We start from the raw sequence: 20,370 nt of genomic DNA on the forward strand, positions 1-20,370 counted from the left end.
ATGCTGAAGAAACTGCAAGCCTTCGCCCACGGCGCCCTGGTGCCGGTGCTGGTGCTGATCCTGTGGGAGGCAGGCTCCCGGGCCGGCCTCTTCTCCGAGGTGCTGCTGCCCTCCCCCAGCGCCGTGGCGGTGAAATGGTGGGCCTACCTGCTGCCGACCCAGGACTACGTCCCGGGCAGCGGCAGCTACTTCACCTGGCTCATTTCCGGCGAGCTGCTGCACGACGCCTATTCCAGCCTCTACCGGGTCATCGTCGGCTTCATCATCGGCGCCGGCCTGGCCCTGCCCCTGGGCCTGGTGATGGGTGCCAACCACCGCATCTACGACCTGTTCAACCCCCTGGTGCAGATCCTGCGGCCGATCCCCCCCATCGCCTACATCCCGCTGGCGATCCTGTGGTTCGGCCTGGGCAACCCGCCGTCCTTCTTCCTCATCGCCATCGGCGCCTTCTTCCCGGTGCTGATGAACACCATCGCCGGGGTGCGCCACGTGGACGGCATCTACCTGCGGGCCGCCCGCAACCTGGGGGTCAATTACTGGACCATGTTCACCCGGGTGATCCTGCCCGCCTCCACCCCCTACATCCTGGCCGGGGTGCGCATCGGCATCGGCACCGCCTTCATCGTGGTGATCGTCTCCGAGATGATCGCGGTGAACGACGGCCTCGGCTTCCGCATCCTGGAAGCCCGGGAGTTCATGTGGTCGGACAAGATCATCGCCGGCATGATCACCATCGGCCTGCTGGGCCTGGCCATCGACACCGCCGTCAGCCGCCTCAACAACCACCTGCTGCGCTGGCACCGCGGCCTGGAGCACTAAGTTGGCCAGGACCATCCCCCCGCCCCCCTGCCCACGGCAGGGGGTGACGGCAGTTCAGCCCGCCGCCCGCCCGGGCGCCGGACATCCAGATCAACGACGGCTGCCTCCTTGGGGCGGCCCTGCGGAGGCAGCATGAGCGACATCCTCATCAACAACGTGCAGAAGGTCTTCAAGACCCCCGGCGGCGACGTCACCGCCCTCAAGGACATCAACCTCACCGTCAAGCAGGGCGAATTCGTCTGTCTGCTGGGCCCCTCCGGCTGCGGCAAATCCACCCTGCTCAATGCCGTGGCCGGCTTCCAGCCGCCCTCGGCCGGCGAGATCGTCATCGAGGGCAAGAAGATCCTCACCCCGGGCCCGGACCGGGGCATGGTGTTCCAGGAATACGCCCTCTTCCCCTGGATGACCGTGGCCCAGAACATCGCCTTCGGCCTGCAGATCCAGAAGAAGGAGAAGGCCGAGATCGACCTGACGGTGAACCAGCTGTTGGACCTGCTGCACCTGAAGGACTTCCGCGACCGCTTCCCCAAGGACCTCTCCGGCGGCATGCGCCAGCGGGTGGCCATCGCCCGGGTGTTGGCCCTGGATTCGCCCATCATGCTCATGGACGAGCCCTTCGGCGCCCTCGACGCCCTCACCCGGCGCAACCTGCAGGACGAGCTGCTGCGCATCTGGGAAAAGCTGAACAAGACCATCCTCTTCGTCACCCACTCCATCGAGGAGTCCATCTACCTGGCGGACCGCATCGTGGTCATGACCTACCGCCCCGGCACCATCAAGCGGGACCAGTACGTCACCATGCCCCGGCCCCGGGACCCCTCCAGCCACGAGTTCAACGAGCTGAAGCGGGAGCTGGGCCGCCTGGTGATGGAGGAGCAGCAGCGCCACGCTGCCGACGAGCTGAAGCTGGCGGCGGTGGACTAGGCACCGCCGCGGGGGGCGGCGCTACCGTCCCCCGTTTTTTTCCCCAGATTTTCCGTCTCCCTTCCTTTGCGTCTGGCCGCCGCCGGGTCCGGGCATTAGCATAGGCGGCTGCCTCCCAACCCTGACCGCGCCCCCATCCACCGTGTCCCTGCCGCCCCTGCCCGCCCCCGCCACCTCCAGCCGCCGCCGGCTGCTGCTGGGCACCGCCCTGCTCGCCGCCTGCCTGGTCTTCGGCTGGCTCGCCTACCGGGTGGCCCTGACCATTTTCCTCGATGGCGAACGGCAGAACGCCGCCCGCCGTCTGGAGTTCTACGCCCTTTCCCTGGAAGCCACCCTGGCCCGCTACGAGGCCCTGCCCGGCCTGCTGGCCCTGGAGCACAAGCTGCACGAACTGCTGGCCCAGCCCGCCGGCAGCGCCCAGGCCAAGGCCGCCAACGCCTATCTGAAGACCGCCCAGAGCGGCGCCGAGATCAGCGCCGCCTACCTCATCGACCGCCGCGGCCACACCCTGGCCGCCAGCAACTGGGACAAGGCGGGCAGCTTCGTCGGCCACAACTACGCCTTCCGCCCCTATTTCCGGGAAGCCATCAAGGGCAGCCTGGGCCGTTTCTACGGCGTCGGCGCCACCACCGGCGAGCCGGGCTACTTCCTCGCCGCCCCGGTGCGGGACGGCAGCCACGGCCCCATCGAGGGCGTGGTCACCATCAAGGTGAACCTGGCCCCCTTCGAATCCGCCCTGGCCAGGAGCGGCGACACCGTGCTGCTGGCCGACGACGAGGGCGTCATTTTCCTCGCCCCCAAGGCCGAGTGGCGCTACCGCACCCTGGCCCCCCTCTCCCCCCTGGCCCGGGAACGGCTGGCGGCCAGCCGCAAGTACGGCGACAGCCCCCTGGAACCCCTCATCAGCGACCGGGCCCTGGAAGACGGCAGCGTGCGCCTGGCGGTGACCGACCGGCGCCCCCGGGACCTGCTCATGGAAAGCCAGGCGGTGGGCCACCAGGGCTGGCGCGTGGTGCTCCTCACCGACCCGGCGGAAGCCCGCCGCAGCGCCCTCGGCGCCGGTTTCACCGCCGCCTTCGCCCTGGCCTTCGTGCTGGCCCTGGCGGCCCACCAGAACCTGCTCCGCAAGCGCCGGGCCGAACTGCACCAGGCCCATGCCGCCCTGGAGGCGGCCATCGCCGAACGCACCGCCGACCTGACCCGCAAGGTGGAAGCCCTCAAGCAGGCCGAGGCGATCCTGCACCAGACCCGGGACACGGCGGTGCAGGCCGGCAAGCTGGCGGTGCTGGGCCAGATGTCCGCCGGCATGAGCCACGAACTGAACCAGCCCCTGGCCGCCCTGCAGACCTTCTCCGACAACGCCGTGGCCCTCATGGACCTGGGCCGCCTGGAGGAAGTGCGGGAGAACCTGGCCATGATCCGCCAGCTCACCGCCCGCCTGGGGCGCATCGTCACCCAGCTCAAGTCCTTCTCGCGCAAGGGCCCGGCGGAAAAGAGCCCGGTCCCCGTGGCCCGGGCCGTGGACAACGCCCTGCTGATCCTGGAACCGCGGCGCCGGGAACTGCAGGCCGCCATCCAGGTGGCTCCCATCGCCCCGGAACTGGCGGTGCTGGCCGACACCACCCGCCTGGAGCAGGTGCTGGTGAACCTGCTGCGCAACGGCCTCGACGCCATGCAGGAGCGGCCGGCGCCGCGCCTGCACCTGCAGGCCGAACGGCGGGGCTCCCAGGTGCGCATCGCCATCCGCGACGAGGGCCCGGGCCTGCCGCCGGAGGTCCTGGCCCACCTGTTCGAACCCTTCTACACCACCAAGCCCGTGGGCGAAGGCCTGGGCCTGGGCCTGGCCATTTCCCTGGCCATCGTCGAAGGCTTCGGCGGCCGCCTGGAGGGCAGCAACCGGCCGGAAGGCGGCGCCGAATTCGCTATCATCCTGGAAGCCGCCAGCGGCACCCAGCCAAACCCCACCCCCGCCTGACCCGCCCCGGAACCACGCCATGCCCCACCTGACCCTGGAATACAGCGCCAACCTGTCCCTGGACCCGGCCGCCAGCCTCGCCGCCCTCAACTGCTGCCTGGCCGACTCCGGCCTCTTCGAGGAAGCCGACATCAAGAGCCGGGCCCTGGCCCTGGAGATATTCTGCGTCGGCACCGCCGCCACGCCCCGGGCCTTCGCCCATGCCAAGCTGAGCCTCATGCCGGGGCGCAGCATCGACACCAGGAAGCAGCTGGCGGACAGCCTGCTGGCCGCCCTCTCGCCCCTGGTGCAGGCGGCCCCGGGCACCGAACTGCAGCTGTGCGTGGAGCTGTTCGAGATCGACCGGGCCAGCTACGCCAAGGAGAGCCGCCGTGTCTGAGGCCGCCGCCCTGCCGGTCTTTCTCGTCGAGGACGATCCGGCGGTGCGCATGGGCAGCGCCCAGGCCCTGACCCTGGCCGGCCTGGAGGTGCGCAGCTTCGCCGATGCCGAAGGGGCCCTGGCGGCCCTGGCCGCCGAACTGCCCGGGGCCGTGGTCAGCGACGTGCGCCTGCCGGGCAGGGACGGCATCGCCCTGCTGGGGGAGCTGCGCCAGCTGGACCGGGAGCTGCCGGTGATCCTGGTCACCGGCCACGGCGACGTGGCCATGGCGGTGCAGGCCATGCGCGACGGCGCCCACGACTTCATCGAAAAGCCCTTCACTTCCGAACATCTGGTGCGGGTCACCCGCCAGGCCCTGGAGAAGCGGGCCCTGCTGCTGGAAAACCGGCGCCTCAAGGAAGCCCTGCCGACCCAGGACGGCCTGCCGGTGATCGGCCAGACCCCGGCCATGCAGGAGGTGCGCCGCCTGGTGGCGGCCCTGGCCCCCACCGACGTGGACATCCTCATCAACGGCGAGACCGGCAGCGGCAAGGAAGTGGTGGCCCGGGCCATCCACAGCGCCTCCGGCCGGCGCGGCCCCTTCGTCGCCATCAACTGCGCCGCCCTGCCCGAGAGCGTCTTCGAGAGCGAGATGTTCGGCCACGAGGCGGGAGCCTTCACCGGCGCCGGCAAGCGGCGCATCGGCAAGATCGAATACGCCCACGGCGGCACCCTGTTCCTCGACGAAATCGAGTCCATGCCCCTCAACCTCCAGGTCAAGCTGCTGCGGGCCCTGCAGGAGCGCAGCATCGAGCGCCTCGGCGGCAACGCCCCGGTGGCCGTGGATTGCCGGGTGGTGGCCGCCTCCAAGGCCGACCTCAAGGCCCTCTCCGAGGCCGGCCAGTTCCGCGCCGACCTCTACTACCGGCTCAACGTGGTCAGCATCGACCTGCCGCCCCTGCGCCGGCGCCAGGAGGACATTCCCCTGCTCATGGGCCATTTCCTGCAGCAGGCGGCCCAGCGCTTCGGCCGGGAAGTGCCGGCCTGGGGCCCGGCCGAACTGGCCCGCTGGCAGGCCCAGCCCTGGCCGGGCAACGTGCGGGAGCTGAAGAACGCGGCGGAGCGCTTCTGCCTGGGCCTGGACCAGCCCCAGGCGGCATCCCCGGCGGGCAGCGCCCCGGGGGCCGAGCTGCCCCTGGCCCGGCGCCTGGAGCTGGCGGAACAGGGCTTCATCGAGGCCGCCCTGGCGGCCTGCCACGGCAATGTGGCCCTGGCGGCCGAGCGCCTGCAGCTGCCGAAGAAGACCCTCTACGACAAGCTGGCCCGCCTGCAGATCGCCGCCGACACCTTCCGCCGCTGAAGCCGCCGGCCGGGGCCCTTGCCGGGCCCGGTCCGATGCCGTCAAAATGGGTGGCACAAGAAGCGCCCCCCCAGGGCCGCAAACCGGGAGGCTCCCGTGCCTGCGCGATTCGACAACGGCATCACCGGCACCATCCTGCTGGCGGACGATTCCGCCCTGGACCGCCATCTGTTCACCCAGCTGCTGCAGCGCTACGGCCACACGGTGCACGCCGTGGCCGACGGGGCCCAGGCCCTGGCCGCCCTCGACAGCCTGCAGCCGGACCTGGTGCTGCTGGACATCCGCATGCCCGACATGAGCGGGCTGGAGCTGTGCGCCAAGCTCAAGGCCGACCCGGCCACCCGGGACATTCCGGTGATTTTCATCAGTGCCGCCAGCGCCGTGGAGGACCGCATCCAGGCCTTTTCCAGCGGCGGCGTGGACTACATCGGCAAGCCCATCAAGAGCGAGGAAGTGCAGGCCCGGGTCACCACCCACCTGACCCTGCGGGCCCTGCGCCGCACCCTGGAACTGCGGGTGCAGGAGCGCACGGCGGAACTGGAAGTGGCCAACCGGCACCTCAGCGAGGAGATCACCGAACGCCGCCGCATGGCCCAGGAACTGCTCGAATCCCGGCAGCAGCTGCGGGACCTGGCCGCCCACGGCGAAGCCGCCATGGAGCAGGAGCGCAAGCGCATCGCCCGGGAAATCCACGACGAGCAGGGCTCCCTGCTGACCGCCCTGAAAATGGACCTGACCCTGCTGCGACGGGAACTGGGCGACGCCCCGCCGGCCATCGGCCAGCGCCTGGACACCATGCAGCACCTGGTGGAGGAGGCGGTGCGGGTGATGCGCCAGGTGGCCTCCCAGCTGCGTCCGGCGGTGCTCAACCTGGGCATCCTGCCGGCCCTGGAATGGCTCACCGAGGAATTCCGCCAGCGCACCGGCATCGCCTGCCACCTGCTGGCCGGGGACGACATTCCCCTGGACGACAGCCGGGCCACCACCCTCTTCCGCATCGTCCAGGAATCCCTCACCAACGTCACCCGCCATGCCGAGGCCAGCCAGGTGGACATCGGCCTGAGCCTGGAGGCGGAGCACATCCGCCTGGAGATCGCCGACAACGGCAAGGGCTTCGACCCCAGCCAGGTGGGCGGCAACTCCTTCGGCCTGCTGGGCATGGGCGAGCGCCTGGAAGCCCTGGGCGGCAAGCTGCGCATCGACAGTGCCCCGGGCCGGGGCACCCGCCTGCACATCACCATTCCCCTGGCGGAGGAGTTGCCATGATCCGCATCCTGCTGGCCGACGACCACAGCATCGTACGCAGCGGCCTCAAGCAGCTCCTGGCCACGGAAGCCGACCTGGAGGTGGCCGGCGAGGCCAGCCAGGGCAGCGAGGTCCTGACCCGGCTGCGCCAGGGCGGCATCGACCTGCTGCTGATGGACATGTCCATGCCCGGCATCAGCGGCCTGGACCTGATCCGCCGCGCCCATACGGAAGCGCCGGAGGTCCCCGTCGTCGTCCTCAGCATGCACAACGAGAGCCAGCTGGTGTCCCGGGCCCTGCGCGCCGGCGCCAGCGGCTACGTGACCAAGGACAGCGACCCGGCCATTCTCCTGGCGGCCATCCGCAAGGTGGCCAGGGGCGGCCGCTTCATCGACCCGGCCCTGGTGGACGCCATGGTCTTCGGCGCCCCGGAAGAGGCGCCGCCCCACGAGGCCCTCTCCGACCGGGAATTCGAGGTGCTGCAGCTGCTCAGCCAGGGCCTGGCCCTGGCCGCCGTGGGCGAACGGCTGCACGTCAGCGCCAAGACCGTCAGCACCCACAAGACCCGGCTCATGCAGAAACTCGGCATCGACAACAATGCCGAACTGGTGCGCTACGCCCTGCGCCACGGCCTGGGCCGGCCCTAGGCCCCGCCTCCGCCCTGTCGTTGCGCTGCCCGTTTCACGCCTTCCTCCCCGCTTCCTTCCCGCTTCCCCTCCCACCCCCGGCATGGCCGGCCCGGCCCGCAGCCGCGGGCACTCCCCTTGTAGGGTTTACCTGACCCCCGAATCAGACTTGCCCTAAGTCACATTCCGCCGTTGCCGACGGCGGCGCTTTGGCGTCTGGCGTGAAATACACCCATCGCAGCACGCCACGGACAAGCGCCATGAAAATCCTCATCGTCGAAGACTCGAAGCTGGTCAGCGAACGGCTGCGCCTGGCATTCGCCGACCTGCCCCGGGTGGAAACGGTGGTCACCGATCGCATCGACATCGGCCTGCGCCATTTCCGCCTGTTCCGCCCCGAACTGCTGATCCTGGACATCGAGGTGGCCGACGGCAGCGGCATGTCCCTGCTGGGCAAGGTGAAGCTGGAAGCGCCGGCCACCATCGTCGCCATCTTCACCAACCACCCCGGCTTCCGCCGCCGCTGCGCCGCGGCCGGCGCCGATTTCTTCTTCGACAAGTCCTCCGACTTCGAACCCCTGGCCAGTACGGTGCGCCACCTGGCGGAGGCCCGCCAATGAGCGCCGCCACCACCTGGACCCCGCTCGGCCTGGGACTGGCCGGCGCCGCCTGGTCCCTGGGCCAGGGCGGCAGCACGGCCGGCGGCATCGGCGGCGCCCTGCTGCTGGCGCTCGCCGGGGCAGCCGGCGCCTGGTACGTCCGGCAGCACAGCCGCCTGCTGCAGGAACGGCTGGCCGCAGCCCTGGCGGCCGGTGCCCGGGGCGAGGCGGAGGAGCGCCAGCGCCAGGCGGGACTGACCGCCCAGGTACATAGCATCGAGGGCCACATCCTGCCCATCTGGCGCAAGCAGCTGACCCTGGTCGGCGAGCAGACGGAAACGGCCATCGCCGCCCTCTCCTCCCGCTTCGCCGGCATCGTGGACGGCCTGGAGGCCAGCGCCCGGGCCTCCGACGCCTCGGTGGGCGGCAACCTGCTGCAGACCCTGGAGCACAGCCGCCGGGAACTGGACGCCCTGCTCGCCACCCTGGCCGGGCTGCTGGCCAACAAGCGCCGCATGCTGGAAGAGATCGGCCGCCTCGCCGCCTTCACCGACGAACTGGATGCCATGGCCCAGGGGGTCGGCCGCATCGCCGGCCAGACCAACCTGCTGGCCCTCAACGCCGCCATCGAGGCGGCCCGGGCCGGCGATGCGGGGCGCGGCTTCGCCGTGGTCGCCGACGCGGTACGGGAGCTTTCCAACGAATCGGCCGGCACCGGCCGGCGCATCGCCGACAAGGTGCAGCTGGTCAACGAGGCCATCCACGGCGCCCTGCAGGCGGCGGACCAGGGCGCCCTGGCCGACGAGCAGGCCCTGGGCCAGGCCCAGCACTCGGTGGCGGGAATCCTCGAAGGCTTCCAGCGCGTCACCGGCGACCTGGCGGACACCGCCAACACCCTGCGCCGGCAGCACCAGGGCATCCAGCAGGAAGTGGCCGAATCCCTGGTCTCCCTCCAGTTCCAGGACCGCATCGGCCAGATGCTGGGCCACGTCCGCCAGGACATGGAAAGGCTGGAGCGGCACCTGGCCACCGGGCCGGACCACCTGGACGCCCAGGATTGGCTGGACAACCTGGCCAGCACCTACACCACGGCCGAGCAGCACGCCGTGCATGGCGGCAAGAGCAGCCAGGCACCGGCCGACTCCGACATCACCTTCTTTTAGGACCGCCCCCATGGCAAAGACAATTCTCATCGTCGACGACTCCGCCTCCCTGCGCCAGGTCGTCAGCATTGCCCTCAAGGGCGCCGGCTACGAAACCCTGGAAGCCTGCGACGGCCAGGACGGCCTGAACAAGCTCAAGGGCCAGAAGGTGCACCTCATCATCAGCGACGTGAACATGCCGGTGATGGACGGCATCACCTTCGTCACCGAGCTGAAGAAGCTGCCGGAACACCGCTTCACCCCGGTCATCATGCTCACCACCGAAGCCGGCGACAGCATGAAACAACGGGGTCAGGCGGCGGGGGCCAAGGCCTGGGTGGTGAAACCCTTCCAGCCGGCCCAGATGCTCACCGCCGTGACCAAGCTGGTCATGCCCTGAGGAGCGCGCCATGGAGATGAAGACCCATTCCGCCGACGGCGTCATGCACCTTGCCCTGCAGGGCGAATTCACCATCTACGACGCCGGCATCAAGGACGAGCTGCTGGCCCTGTGTGCCGGCCCCCGGGTGGAGATCGACCTGAGCCAGGTCAATGAGATCGACAGCGTCGGCGTCCAGCTCCTGCTGCTGGTCCTGCGCCAGGCCCAGATGCAGCAGCGCAGCCTGCGCCTGGTGGCCCTGCATCCGGCCGTCAACACCATGTTCGAGCTGTACGACCTGCACCAGACCTTCGGTCTCGACAACAACGGGGAGCTGCCGTCGTGAGTACCGATGACGTCCTGCAGACCTTCGTCGCCGAAGCCCGGGAACTGCTGCTGGGCATGGAGGATTCCCTGCTGGCCCTGGAACGGGACCCGCGGGACGGGGAGGCCATCTCCGCCACCTTCCGCGCCATCCACACCATCAAGGGCTCGGCCGGGCTGTTCAGCCTGGACCAGCTGGTGGCCTTCGCCCACGTAGCGGAAACCCTGCTCGACCTGGTGCGGGACGGCCGCGTCGCGGTGGACGGGGACCTCATCGCCCTGCTCCTGGAGTGCAGCGACTACCTGGGCTTCCTCATCAACCAGATCGCCGGCGAGGAGGTGGCCGACACCGCCGCCCAGGAAGCCCGCAGGCCCGCCCTGCTGGCCCGTCTCCAGGCATGCATCGCCAGCAGCGGCGCCCCTTCTGCCTCCCAGGCCGAGAGCCCCCGGCAGGCCCCGCCGAGCGCAGTGCCGGCCGCCGGCGAGGTGGCGGACCCGGTGCATAACGATGCCTGGCACATCTCCCTGCGCTTCGGCCCCGAAGTCCTGAAGAACGGCATGGACCCGGCCTCCTTCCTGCGCTATCTCGGCACCCTGGGGGAAATCGCTCACATCACCACCCTGTGGCAGCAGATGCCGGCGCCGGAAGCCATGGACGCGGAAAGCTGCTACCTGGGCTTCGAGCTGGATTTCCGCAGCGAGGCCAGCCGGGAAGCCATCGACAGCACCTTCGACTTCGTCCGGGACGATTGCCGCATCACCCTCCTGCCGCCCCGCAGTTCCATCGACGACTACCTCAAGCTCATCGCCGAGGCGCCGGAAGGGCTGGAGCGCCTGGGCGAGATCCTGGTGGCCAGCGGCGCCCTCAGCCAGGCCGAGCTGGAGCGGGCCCTGGAGAGGCAGCGCCAGGCCGCCCCGCCGGCCCTGGGGGAGATGCTGATCCAGGAAGACGGCATTCCCGCCCCCGTGGTCCAGGCCGCCCTGGAAAAGCAGGCGAAAGGGCGGGAGAACCGCTCCGCCGCCACCCGCTTCATCCGCGTCGATGCGGAAAAGCTGGAGGACCTGATCAACCAGGTGGGGGAACTGGTCATTGCCGGCGCTTCCGCCACCCTGCTCTCCCAGCGTAGCGGCGACACCGCCCTGATCGAGGCCATGGCCCAGGTGGGACGCCACGTGGAGGAGATCCGGGACCGGGCCCTGTCCCTGCGCATGGTGGAGATCGGCGAATCCTTCAACCGCTTCCCCCGGGTGGTGCGGGACGTTTCCCGGGAACTGGGCAAGGACATCGAGCTGGTCATCACCGGCGCCGAGACCGAGCTGGACAAGACCGTGGTGGAAAAGATCGGCGACCCCCTCATGCATCTGGTGCGCAACTCCATGGACCACGGCATCGAATCCATCGAAGAGCGCCTGGCCCGGGGCAAGCCGGCCCAGGGCCGCCTCAGCCTCCACGCCTACCACGAGTCCGGCAGCATCGTCATCGAGGTGGCCGACGACGGCGGCGGCCTGAAGCGGGACAAGATCCTGGCCAAGGCCATGGACCGGGGCCTGGTGGCGCCGGGCCAGAGCCTCACCGACCGGGACGTCTTCAACCTCATTTTCGAGCCCGGCTTTTCCACCGCCGAGCAGGTCACCAACCTCTCCGGCCGCGGCGTCGGCATGGACGTGGTCCGCCGCAACATCAGCGCCCTGCGCGGCAGCATCGACATCGAGAGCCAGGAGGGCGTGGGCACCACCATGCGCATCCGCCTGCCCCTGACCCTGGCCATCATCGACGGCTTCCTCATCCAGGTGGCGGACAGCGCCTTCGTCCTGCCCCTGGACCTGGTGCAGGAATGCATGGAACTGCCCGACGGGGAGCGCCTGCAGAGCCGGGGACAGAGCAGCCACTACCTGGACCTGCGCGGCGAGGCCCTGCCCTGCCTGCGCCTGCGCAACCTGCTCAACCTGGAAGGGGAAAGCAGCCAGCGGGAGAACGTGGTCATCGTGCAGTACGGCAACCGCCGGGCCGGCCTGGTGGTGGACCGCCTGCTGGGCGAGTTCCAGACCGTGATCAAGCCCCTCGGCCAGATCTTCCGCCACCTGCGCGGCTTCTCCGGTTCCACCATCCTCGGCACCGGCGAGGTGGCCCTCATTCTCGACGTACCCACCCTGGTGCACGACGCCAGCGGCCGGGAAGCCCGCTTGTTGGGCGAAAGCAACGCCGGCCAAGCCATCGGCAGCGAACAGCCTGCCTAGATTCAGCCCCCACGACGCCACATCCACAGACCGATTTCTTCGCCCGAAGGAGCATGCAATGACCCTCAAACAACGCCTCATCCTGCTGATCAGCAGCGCCGCCCTCGGCCTGATCGTCCTCGCCGGACTCTCGGCCTACCAGATCGAGCGGGTGTTCACCATCACCAACTATTCCAACGTCAATTCCCTGCCCTCGGTGCGGGTGCTGCAGGAAGCCTACGTGCCCCTGGCCAGCATTCGGGCCCAGGTGTGGCAGCACATCACCCTGGAGGACAAGGGACGCATGGCCGAGATCGAAGGCCGTATCAACACCAACATGGCCAAACTGGAAGACTCACTGAAACGCTATGAAAGCCTGGTCTCGGACGAGAAGGACCGGCAGCTGCTGCGCGACGACCGGGACGCCCTGGAAGCCTACCGCCAGGTGCGGGACCAGACCATGGCCCTCTCCCGGGAGAACCGCATGGCCCAGGCCCGGGACTACCTGCTGGCCAACCAGGCCGCCTTCAACCGCATCAACGACGCTTTCCTCGCCCACCTGCAGTACAACCTGGACCTGGGCACCCAGTCCGCCAAGGAGGCGGAAAGCCTGAGTAGCGCTGCCGAATGGCAGTCCGCCGTCCTCAGCGGCATCACCCTGGTGCTGGTGGTGGGTCTGGGCATCCTCATCATGCGCTCCGTCTCCCGCCAGCTCGGTGCCGACCCCGCCATGGTGGCCGCCTGCGTCGATCGGGTGGCCCAGGGCGACCTGTCCCAGGACATCCCCCTGGAAGGAGTGGACAAGGATGCGCTGCTGGCCAACGTGGTGCGCATGCAGACCGCCGTGCGCAGCCTCATCGACGACATGAACCACATGAGCCGGGAACACGACCTGGGCGACATCGACGTCATCGTGCCCGTGGAGAAGTACCAGGGCGGCTTCCGCACCGTGGCGGAAGGGGTGAACAACATGGTGGGCGGGCACATCGCCGTGAAGAAGAAGGCCATGGCCTGCGTCGCCGAGTTCGGCAAGGGCAACTTCGAGGCCCCCATGGAACAGCTCCCGGGCAAGAAAGTCTTCATCAACCACGTCATCGAGCAGGTCCGTGCCAACCTCAAGGCCCTCATCGAGGACACCTCCACCCTGGCTACCGCCGCCCTCCAGGGCCGCCTGGAAACCCGCGCCAATGCTGAACGCCACACCGGCGACTTCCGCCGCATCGTGCTCGGTATCAACGACACCCTGGATGCCATCGTCACCCCGCTCAACGAAGCCATGCGGGTACTGCAGTCGGTGGAGCAGGGCGACCTGACCCAGAGCATCAATGGCAACTACCACGGCAAGCTGCAGGACCTGAAGGACTGCGTCAATAGCATGGTGGGCCGCCTCAGCACCGTGGTCGCCGAAGTGCGCACCGCTGCCGACGCCCTCAGCAACGCCAGCGAGCAGATCTCCGGCACCTCCCAGGCCCTCTCTTCCGCCGCTTCGCAGCAGTCTTCCAGCGTCGAGGAGACCAGCGCCTCCATGGAGCAGATGAGCAGCTCCATCAACCAGAACACGGAGAACGCCAGCGTCACCGACGGCATCGCCAGCAAGGCCTCCACCCAGGCGGTGGACGGCGGCAAGGCCGTCACCGACACCGTGGCCGCCATGAAGTCCATCGCCGCCAAGATCGGCATCATCGACGACATCGCCTACCAGACCAACCTGCTGGCCCTCAACGCCGCCATCGAGGCGGCCCGGGCCGGGGACCACGGCAAGGGCTTCGCCGTGGTCGCCGCCGAAGTGCGCAAGCTGGCCGAACGCAGCCAGGTGGCGGCCCAGGAAATCGGCCAGGTGGCGGGCAACAGCGTCTCCCTGGCGGAACACGCCGGCAAGCTGCTGGACGAGATCGTCCCCTCCATCAAGAAAACCTCCGACCTGGTGCAGGAAATCACCGCGGCCTCCAAGGAGCAGGCCCTGGGCGTCGGCCAGATCAACAGCGCCATGTCCCAGCTGACCCAGACCACCCAGCAGAATGCGGCTTCCTCCGAGGAACTGGCGGCGACGGCCGAGGAAATGACCGGCCAGGCCGAGCAGTTGCAACAGCTGATGAGCTTCTTCAACACCGGCCACGGCACCACCCAGCGCAACGTGCAGGTACGTGGCACCAAGAAGTCCGGCCAGGCACCGCGCCAGGCATCCCGACAGGAAAGCTGGGAAAGCGCTTCTGCCGAAGTGGAAGCTGGCGGCGACTTCGTCCAGTTCTAAGGAGAATGGCCATGAACGCACCAGTCACCGCCGCTCCCGAGAGGGAGTCGGAGGCCCGCACCCAGTGCCTCACCTTCCAGCTGGGCAATGAGCTGTTCGCCGTGGGCATCCTCAACGTCCGGGAAATCATCGAGTACGGCCACCTGACGGTGGTGCCGATGATGCCCGACTCGGTCCGCGGCGTGATCAACCTCCGCGGCGCCGTGGTTCCGGTGATCGACCTGCGCCGCCGCTTCGGCCACGCACCGACCGTGGTCGGGCGGCGCACCTGCATCGTCATCGTCGAGACCCCCACCGCCGAGGAAACCCAGGTGGTGGGCATCATGGTGGATGCGGTGAACGAGGTCCTGGACATCCCGGACACCCAGATCGAACCGCCGCCGGCCTTCGGCACCCACCTGCGCACCGACTTCATCCGGGGCATGGCCAAAATGGACAAGGGTTTCATCCTGGTCCTGGATCTCAACCACGTGCTGGCCGAGGACGATTTTCACGCGCTGGTCCAGGACAGCGAATGCGCCGCGGCCTGAGCAGGGAGGAACTCCATGGAACCGGACCACAACCCCGCCGAGGATTCGCAGCAGCAACAGGTGCTGGCCGCCTTCGCCCGCTGGAGCCGCACCTACGAACTGATCCTGCACTCGGCCAGTGAAGGCATCTTCAGCCTGGATACCAACGGCTGCATCACCTTCGCCAACCCGGCTGCCTCGCGTCTGCTGGGCTGGCCGGTGGAGGACATGCTGACCCGGCCGGTGGCCGCCGTGCTCTATGGCGACAAGCCCAATCCCCTGGCGGGGGAGGCGGAGTTCCAGCACCGCCGCCAGGTGTTCCTGCAGCGGGACGGTTCCCCCATCGTCGTCGAGTGCAACCAGGCCCTGATCCTGGAGGAGGACCAGACGGTCGGCGCCGTCCTCATGTTCAACGACATCAGCGAGCGGGAACGGGCCGAACGGGCCCTGCAGGACACCCTGACCTCCCTGGAACAGACCAATCGCCGCCTGACCCAGACCCACGACCAGCTGCTCCATGCCGAAAAGCTGGCCGCCATCGGCCAGCTGGCCGCCGGCGTGGCCCACGAGATCAACACGCCCCTCGGCTACATCCAGAGCAACCTGGGCGCCATGGCCCGGCACCTGGAGGACCTGCTGACCCTGGTGGACGCCTACGAGAACGCCGCCGCCGGCCAGCAACCGCCCGGCCGGGAGCGCATCGACCTGGACTTCCTGCGCCAGGACGCCCCCCAGGTGCTGGCCGAAACCCGCCAGGGCATTTCCCGGGTGAGCACGGTGGTACGCCATCTCCTGGAGTTCTCCAGCACCTGCGCCAGCGGCGAATGGCGCCAGGCCGACCTGGAAGCCATCTGCCGCACGGCGGCGGAACGGGCCTGCCAGAAACGCCACAACTTCCGCCTGGAACAGCGCTACGACGCCCTGCCGCCGCTGCACTGCCTGCCGGAACGGCTGCAGCAGGCCCTGGAAAACCTCATCGACAATGCCCTGCTGGCCATCCCGGCCGAAGGCATGGTGCGCCTGCACGGCAGCTGCCCCGACGGCCGTCAGATCTGCCTGACGGTGGAGGACAACGGCTGCGGCATCGCGCCGCAGCATCTGGAAAGCATCTTCAATCCCTTCTTCACCACCCGGCCGGTAGGTTCCGGCGAAGGCATGGGACTCTCCGTCGCCGACACCGTCGCCCGTCTCCACGGCGGCAACATCGAGGTGGAAAGCAGCCCGGGCCTGGGCAGCCGCTTCACCCTATGCCTGCCACTTCAAAACAACATTCCTCAGGCAAAGGCAGCCGAATGATCAACCCAGGCCGTTGGTGCAACTTGAATGCAAGCCAATCGCCTCGTAATCAGTGGGGATGAGAGCAAGCCAACGCCAAAACATACCAAAGTCATATTGCAATAATCCGGCGACAGACTATTGTTTTCCAACTGCCGTCTGCCCGCTTCTCAACCGCTCAGACGGCGGGTCGCCGGACTTCCCTGGATTGCCTTCATCATGGCCCCCCCAGCCTCCGGCCTGTGCAAGATCACCAAGGAGGCAAACATGAGCAAGACCAACTACATCATCAGGAACAATCCCAACAACGGCCCGCTGGAAGCATTCACCATCGGCCCCAATGCCGAACTCTGGCATTCGTGGCAGTCGCCCACCGGCCCCAGCGGCTGGAGCGGCTGGTCCAGCCTGGGCCGCCCAGCCGGCATCTTCATCAGCCAGCTGGAGGTGATCGGCAACGCCAGGGACAGCGGCCCCCTGGAAGCCTTCGCCGCAGGCTCCGACGGGGCCCTCTGGCATATCTGGCAGGGCGGAGGCCAGAAGGACAACTGGAGCAACTGGGAATCCCCCAACGGCCCGGGCGGGTGGAATGGCTGGTCGTCCCTGGGACAACCGCCGGGCGGCATTGCCATCGGCCAACTGCTGGTGGCCGAGAACGCCGGCACCAGCGGTCCCCTGGAAGCCTTCGCCCTGGGTTCGGACAGGGCCCTGTGGCACATCTGGCAGGGTGGCGGCCAGAAGGACAACTGGAGCAACTGGGAATCCCTCGGCGTGCCCTGACCTGGACGGGCACCGTTCCCACACCGGCGTGCCGGTTGCAATGAAAAAGCCCGGAATCCGTTGCGGATTCCGGGCTTTTCTTCAGTGCAAGAGACTGGACGGCTTTTAGAACGGAATGTCGTCGTCCATGTCGTCGAAAGACGGGGCCTTCTTCTTCGGCGCAGAGGCAGCGGGAGCGGAGGAACGGGGGCTGAAATCGCCGCCACCGAAGTCGTCGCCGCCGCCGTAGGAGGCACCGCTGCCGCCACCTTGGCCGCCCTGGCCGCCACGGCCGCCGAGCATCTGCATTTCGGTGGCTTCGATTTCGGTGGTGTAGCGTTCCTGGCCGTCCTTGTCCTGCCACTTGCGGGTGCGGATGCGGCCTTCGATATAGACGGAAGAACCCTTCTTCAGGTACTGGCCGACGATCTCGGCCAGCTTGCGGAAGAACACCACCCGGTGCCATTCGGTGGCTTCACGCTTCTCGCCGGAATTGCGGTCCTTCCAGGTTTCGGTGGTAGCCAGGCGGACAGTGGCCACAGCGTCACCGTTGGGCATGTAACGGGTTTCCGGATCGGCCCCCAGATTGCCCAAAAGAATCACTTTATTGACTGCAGCCATCGATGTTTCCCCAATAGTAAAAATGTTGAATTCAGGCCGGGCGCTGCTGGGCGCGGACCGGCGGTTTCATGGTTAGCCCCAGGGCCAGCCAGACGAGACTCAGGATTCCGGTACACCACCACACCGCATCGCCCCCCAGACGTTGCGCCAGCATACCGCCGACGGCGCCGCCAAGGAACAACCCGAGAGACTGGGTCGTATTATAAATGCCAAGTGCCGCTCCCTTGGCTTCCGCCGGTGCGATACGGGAAATCAGGGAAGGCTGGGTCGCTTCCAGGATATTGAAGGCGACGAAAAAGGCGGTCAACAGCAGGGCCAGGGGCCACAGGCCCTGGCCGAAGAGGCCGAAACCGGCCTGCACCAGGAGCAACAGGACCACGGCGCCGTTAAAGACCATTTTCATGCGGCCGTACTTCTCCGCCGCGATCACTGCCGGCACCATGAAGGCGAAGGACACCAGCACGGCAGGCAGATACACCTTCCAGTGCTCGGCCAGGGGCAGGTCGCCGGTCTTGACCAGGGCGGCGGGGATCAGCACCCACATGGCGGTCTGGGTCAGGTGCAGGACGAAAACGCCGAAGTTGAGACGCAGCAGCTGGGGATGGAACAGCACGTCGGCAAAGCGGGTGCGGCCGCCATCCACCAGCACCTTGGGCGCCGGCGGCACCACCTTGTACAGGGCGACGATGGCCAGCAGGGCCAGCCCCCCGGTGAGAGCGAAGATGCCGGCCATGCCGATGGCGGCGTAGAGCAGGGGGGCCACCACCAGGGAGAGGGCGAAGACAAGGCCGATGGAGGAGCCGATCATGGCCATCACCTTGGTGCGGTGCTGCTCCCGGGTTAGGTCGGCGGCCAGGGCGGTGACGGCGGCGGAAATGGCGCCGGCCCCCTGCAGCACCCGGCCGGCGATGATCATGGGCAGGTCGTCGGCGGCGGCCGCGATGAAGCTGCCCAGGGCGAACAGCAGCAGGCCGAAGACGATCACCGGCTTGCGCCCGAAACGGTCCGAGGCGATGCCGTAGGGAATCTGGAACAGGGCCTGGGTGGCCCCGTAGATGCCGATGGCCAGGCCCACCAGCAGGCCGTTGTCGCCGCTGGGCAGGGTGTGGGCGTAGACGGCGAAGACCGGCAGGATGAGGAACAGGCCCAGCATGCGCAGGGCAAAGATGGAGGCCAGGCTGGCGCCGGCGCGGCGTTCCTCGGGGGTCATGGCATCGCCGGCGGGAGCGGCAGCGGTCAGGGGCTTGGCGGACACAGGGAGCAGGTAGGGATGGGGGGAAGAAGCAGGGGCGAATCTTAGCAGGTTTGCCCGGCGCCACGAAAAGCACCGCAGCCCCACGGAGCCACCGCCGGCCTATCCATTCGGATTTCCGAACGCCATGCACAGCCTTTGTCCGGAAAGCCGAACGACACCCCCAAAACGACGGTCAAAACCCCATAAAAAACAAGCCACTAAAAACCCGACCCAACCCCCTCCCGATGGCACGGCCCGTGCTGAAGAACAGGGACCGCCGCCGAGCGGGCACATCAGAACAGAGGAGACACCATGAACCAGCCACACCGCGTCGAACACGACCTGCTGGGCGACCGCAAGGTCCCGGCCGAGGCCTATTACGGCGTCCATACCCTGCGGGCGGTGGAGAACTTCCCCATCACCGGCACCCCCATCTCCATCTACCCGGACCTGATCCGGGCCCTGGCCCAGATCAAGCTCGCCGCCGCCAAGGCCAACGAGCAACTGGGCCTGCTGGAAGCCCCCCTGGCCCAGGCCATCGTCGCCGCCTGCCAGGAGGTGATCGGCGGCAAGCTGCACGAACAGTTCGTGGTGGACGTCATCCAGGGCGGCGCCGGCACCTCCACCAACATGAACGCCAACGAGGTCATCGCCAACCGGGCCCTGGAAATCATGGGCCACGCCAAGGGCGAGTACCAGCACCTGCACCCCAACCAGCACGTGAACATGAGCCAGTCCACCAACGACGTGTACCCGTCGGCGCTGAAGCTGGCCACCTACGTCGGCATCTTCCGTCTGGTGGACGCCCTGGCCTACCTGCGCCGCACCTTCGAGCGCAAGGCCGAGGAGTTCAAGGACGTGCTGAAGATGGGCCGCACCCAGCTGCAGGACGCGGTGCCCATGACCCTGGGCCAGGAATTCTCCACCTACGCCGTGATGCTGGGCGAAGACGAGGAGCGGCTGAAGGAAGCCGCCCTCCTGATCCGGGAAATCAACTTGGGGGCCACCGCCATCGGCACCGGCATCAATGCCCACCCGGACTACGCTCCCCTGGTCTGCCGCCTGCTGGCCGAAACCAGCGGCGTGCCGGTCATCACCGCCCCCAACCTGGTGGAAGCGACCCAGGACTGCGGTTCCTTCGTGCAGCTCTCCGGCGTCCTGAAGCGGGTGGCGGTGAAGCTGTCCAAGACCTGCAACGACCTGCGCCTGCTCTCCTCCGGCCCCCGCGCCGGCTTCGGCGAGATCAACCTGCCGCCGCGCCAGGCCGGCTCCTCCATCATGCCGGGTAAGGTCAATCCGGTGATCCCGGAAGTGGTGAACCAGATCGCCTTCGAGGTCATCGGCAACGACCAGACCGTCACCTTCGCCGCCGAGGCGGGCCAGCTCCAGCTCAACGCCTTCGAGCCCATCATCGCCCACAGCCTGTTCAAGAGCGTCAATCACCTGCGTCAGGGCTGCCTGACCCTGGCCGACCGCTGCGTGGACGGCATCACCGCCAACCGGGATGCCCTGCGGGCCCGGGTGGAGAACTCCATCGGCATCGTCACCGCGCTGAACCCCTACATCGGCTACGCCGCCGCCTCCTCGGTGGCTGCCGAAGCCCTGGAATCGGGCAAGGGCGTGGCCGAGATCGTGCTGGCCCGGGGCCTCATGAGCCGGGTCGAGCTGGACGATGTGCTGCGCCCCGAAGTGCTGACCCAACCCCGCGCCCTGCCCCACCGCCAGGGCTGAAACCGTTTGCGCCGGCAGCCCGCTG

At 68.2% G+C, this 20,370-nt stretch carries 17 protein-coding genes and 3 pseudogenes; 18 read left to right on the top strand and 2 right to left on the bottom strand.

Annotation, left to right across the window (positions count from 1 at the left end):
- The 17 genes and pseudogenes from AC3QLZ_RS06300 to AC3QLZ_RS06380 all read left to right on the top strand — a co-directional run.
- Window positions 1-819: an ABC transporter permease gene (locus AC3QLZ_RS06300; RefSeq protein WP_416243948.1), complete on the top strand. Its 819-nt coding sequence runs from the start codon at window positions 1-3 to the stop codon at window positions 817-819.
- Between the two features lie 132 nt (window positions 820-951).
- Entirely contained in the window at window positions 952-1,743 is a 792-nt protein-coding gene (locus AC3QLZ_RS06305) for an ABC transporter ATP-binding protein (RefSeq protein ID WP_205231443.1), read from the top strand.
- A gap of 142 nt (window positions 1,744-1,885) precedes the next feature.
- Window positions 1,886-3,718 (top strand): sensor histidine kinase, encoded by a 1,833-nt coding sequence (locus AC3QLZ_RS06310; RefSeq protein WP_492783525.1) that lies wholly within the window; start codon window positions 1,886-1,888, stop codon window positions 3,716-3,718.
- A gap of 19 nt (window positions 3,719-3,737) precedes the next feature.
- Window positions 3,738-4,097 carry a 5-carboxymethyl-2-hydroxymuconate Delta-isomerase gene (locus AC3QLZ_RS06315; protein WP_492783526.1) on the top strand — a complete coding sequence of 120 codons (360 nt, stop codon included), beginning with the start codon at window positions 3,738-3,740 and terminating at the stop codon, window positions 4,095-4,097.
- Window positions 4,090-5,436, top strand: a complete 1,347-nt coding sequence (locus tag AC3QLZ_RS06320) for a sigma-54-dependent transcriptional regulator (RefSeq protein WP_492783527.1) — start codon at window positions 4,090-4,092, stop codon at window positions 5,434-5,436. The genes AC3QLZ_RS06315 and AC3QLZ_RS06320 overlap by 8 nt, the downstream gene beginning before the upstream one ends.
- Before the next feature lie 96 nt (window positions 5,437-5,532).
- Window positions 5,533-6,702 (top strand): ATP-binding response regulator, encoded by a 1,170-nt coding sequence (locus AC3QLZ_RS06325; protein WP_492783528.1) that lies wholly within the window; start codon window positions 5,533-5,535, stop codon window positions 6,700-6,702.
- A complete protein-coding gene (locus tag AC3QLZ_RS06330) occupies window positions 6,699-7,328 on the top strand; it encodes a response regulator (RefSeq protein WP_014238477.1) in 630 nt (209 codons plus the stop codon). Before AC3QLZ_RS06325 ends, AC3QLZ_RS06330 begins: the two co-directional genes overlap by 4 nt.
- Before the next feature lie 239 nt (window positions 7,329-7,567).
- Window positions 7,568-7,927, top strand: a complete 360-nt coding sequence (locus AC3QLZ_RS06335; protein ID WP_130459035.1) for a response regulator — start codon at window positions 7,568-7,570, stop codon at window positions 7,925-7,927.
- A gap of 557 nt (window positions 7,928-8,484) precedes the next feature.
- Window positions 8,485-8,784 (top strand): annotated as a pseudogene (locus tag AC3QLZ_RS06340) (methyl-accepting chemotaxis protein); the annotation flags it as partial.
- 295 nt (window positions 8,785-9,079) lie between these two features.
- A complete protein-coding gene (locus AC3QLZ_RS06345) occupies window positions 9,080-9,448 on the top strand; it encodes a response regulator (RefSeq protein ID WP_014238480.1) in 369 nt (122 codons plus the stop codon).
- A 10-nt stretch (window positions 9,449-9,458) separates the two neighbouring features.
- Window positions 9,459-9,773 carry an STAS domain-containing protein gene (locus tag AC3QLZ_RS06350; RefSeq protein WP_014238481.1) on the top strand — a complete coding sequence of 105 codons (315 nt, stop codon included), beginning with the start codon at window positions 9,459-9,461 and terminating at the stop codon, window positions 9,771-9,773.
- On the top strand, window positions 9,770-11,989 hold the full coding sequence (locus AC3QLZ_RS06355; RefSeq protein WP_492783529.1) for a chemotaxis protein CheA: 2,220 nt from the start codon (window positions 9,770-9,772) through the stop codon (window positions 11,987-11,989). The genes AC3QLZ_RS06350 and AC3QLZ_RS06355 overlap by 4 nt, the downstream gene beginning before the upstream one ends.
- 58 nt (window positions 11,990-12,047) lie before the next feature.
- The gene (locus AC3QLZ_RS06360; RefSeq protein WP_492783530.1) at window positions 12,048-14,219 is read left to right on the top strand and encodes a HAMP domain-containing methyl-accepting chemotaxis protein; all 2,172 of its coding nucleotides are present in this window, start codon (window positions 12,048-12,050) and stop codon (window positions 14,217-14,219) included.
- An 11-nt stretch (window positions 14,220-14,230) separates the two neighbouring features.
- Window positions 14,231-14,749 (top strand): chemotaxis protein CheW, encoded by a 519-nt coding sequence (locus AC3QLZ_RS06365; protein ID WP_152089687.1) that lies wholly within the window; start codon window positions 14,231-14,233, stop codon window positions 14,747-14,749.
- Window positions 14,750-14,764: 15 nt separating this feature from the next.
- Window positions 14,765-16,024: a two-component system sensor histidine kinase NtrB gene (locus tag AC3QLZ_RS06370; protein WP_492783531.1), complete on the top strand. Its 1,260-nt coding sequence runs from the start codon at window positions 14,765-14,767 to the stop codon at window positions 16,022-16,024.
- Between the two features lie 246 nt (window positions 16,025-16,270).
- Window positions 16,271-16,357 (top strand): annotated as a pseudogene (locus AC3QLZ_RS06375) (hypothetical protein); the annotation flags it as partial.
- 285 nt (window positions 16,358-16,642) lie between these two features.
- A pseudogene (locus tag AC3QLZ_RS06380) lies at window positions 16,643-16,780 on the top strand (DUF8189 domain-containing protein); the annotation flags it as partial.
- A gap of 105 nt (window positions 16,781-16,885) precedes the next feature.
- On the opposite strand, the gene ssb reads toward AC3QLZ_RS06380, so the two are convergent.
- Together ssb and AC3QLZ_RS06390 are read right to left on the bottom strand one after the other, a co-directional pair.
- The gene (ssb, locus tag AC3QLZ_RS06385) at window positions 16,886-17,380 is read right to left on the bottom strand and encodes a single-stranded DNA-binding protein (RefSeq protein WP_014238487.1); all 495 of its coding nucleotides are present in this window, start codon (window positions 17,378-17,380) and stop codon (window positions 16,886-16,888) included.
- 31 nt (window positions 17,381-17,411) lie between these two features.
- Window positions 17,412-18,590 (bottom strand): MFS transporter, encoded by a 1,179-nt coding sequence (locus tag AC3QLZ_RS06390; RefSeq protein ID WP_492783635.1) that lies wholly within the window; start codon window positions 18,588-18,590, stop codon window positions 17,412-17,414.
- A gap of 336 nt (window positions 18,591-18,926) precedes the next feature.
- Between AC3QLZ_RS06390 and aspA the strand changes: the two genes are divergently transcribed.
- The gene (gene aspA, locus AC3QLZ_RS06395) at window positions 18,927-20,345 is read left to right on the top strand and encodes an aspartate ammonia-lyase (RefSeq protein WP_492783532.1); all 1,419 of its coding nucleotides are present in this window, start codon (window positions 18,927-18,929) and stop codon (window positions 20,343-20,345) included.
- Window positions 20,346-20,370 lie beyond the last annotated feature (25 nt).

This window comes from Azospira sp. MPR-LB4 (assembly GCF_058809525.1).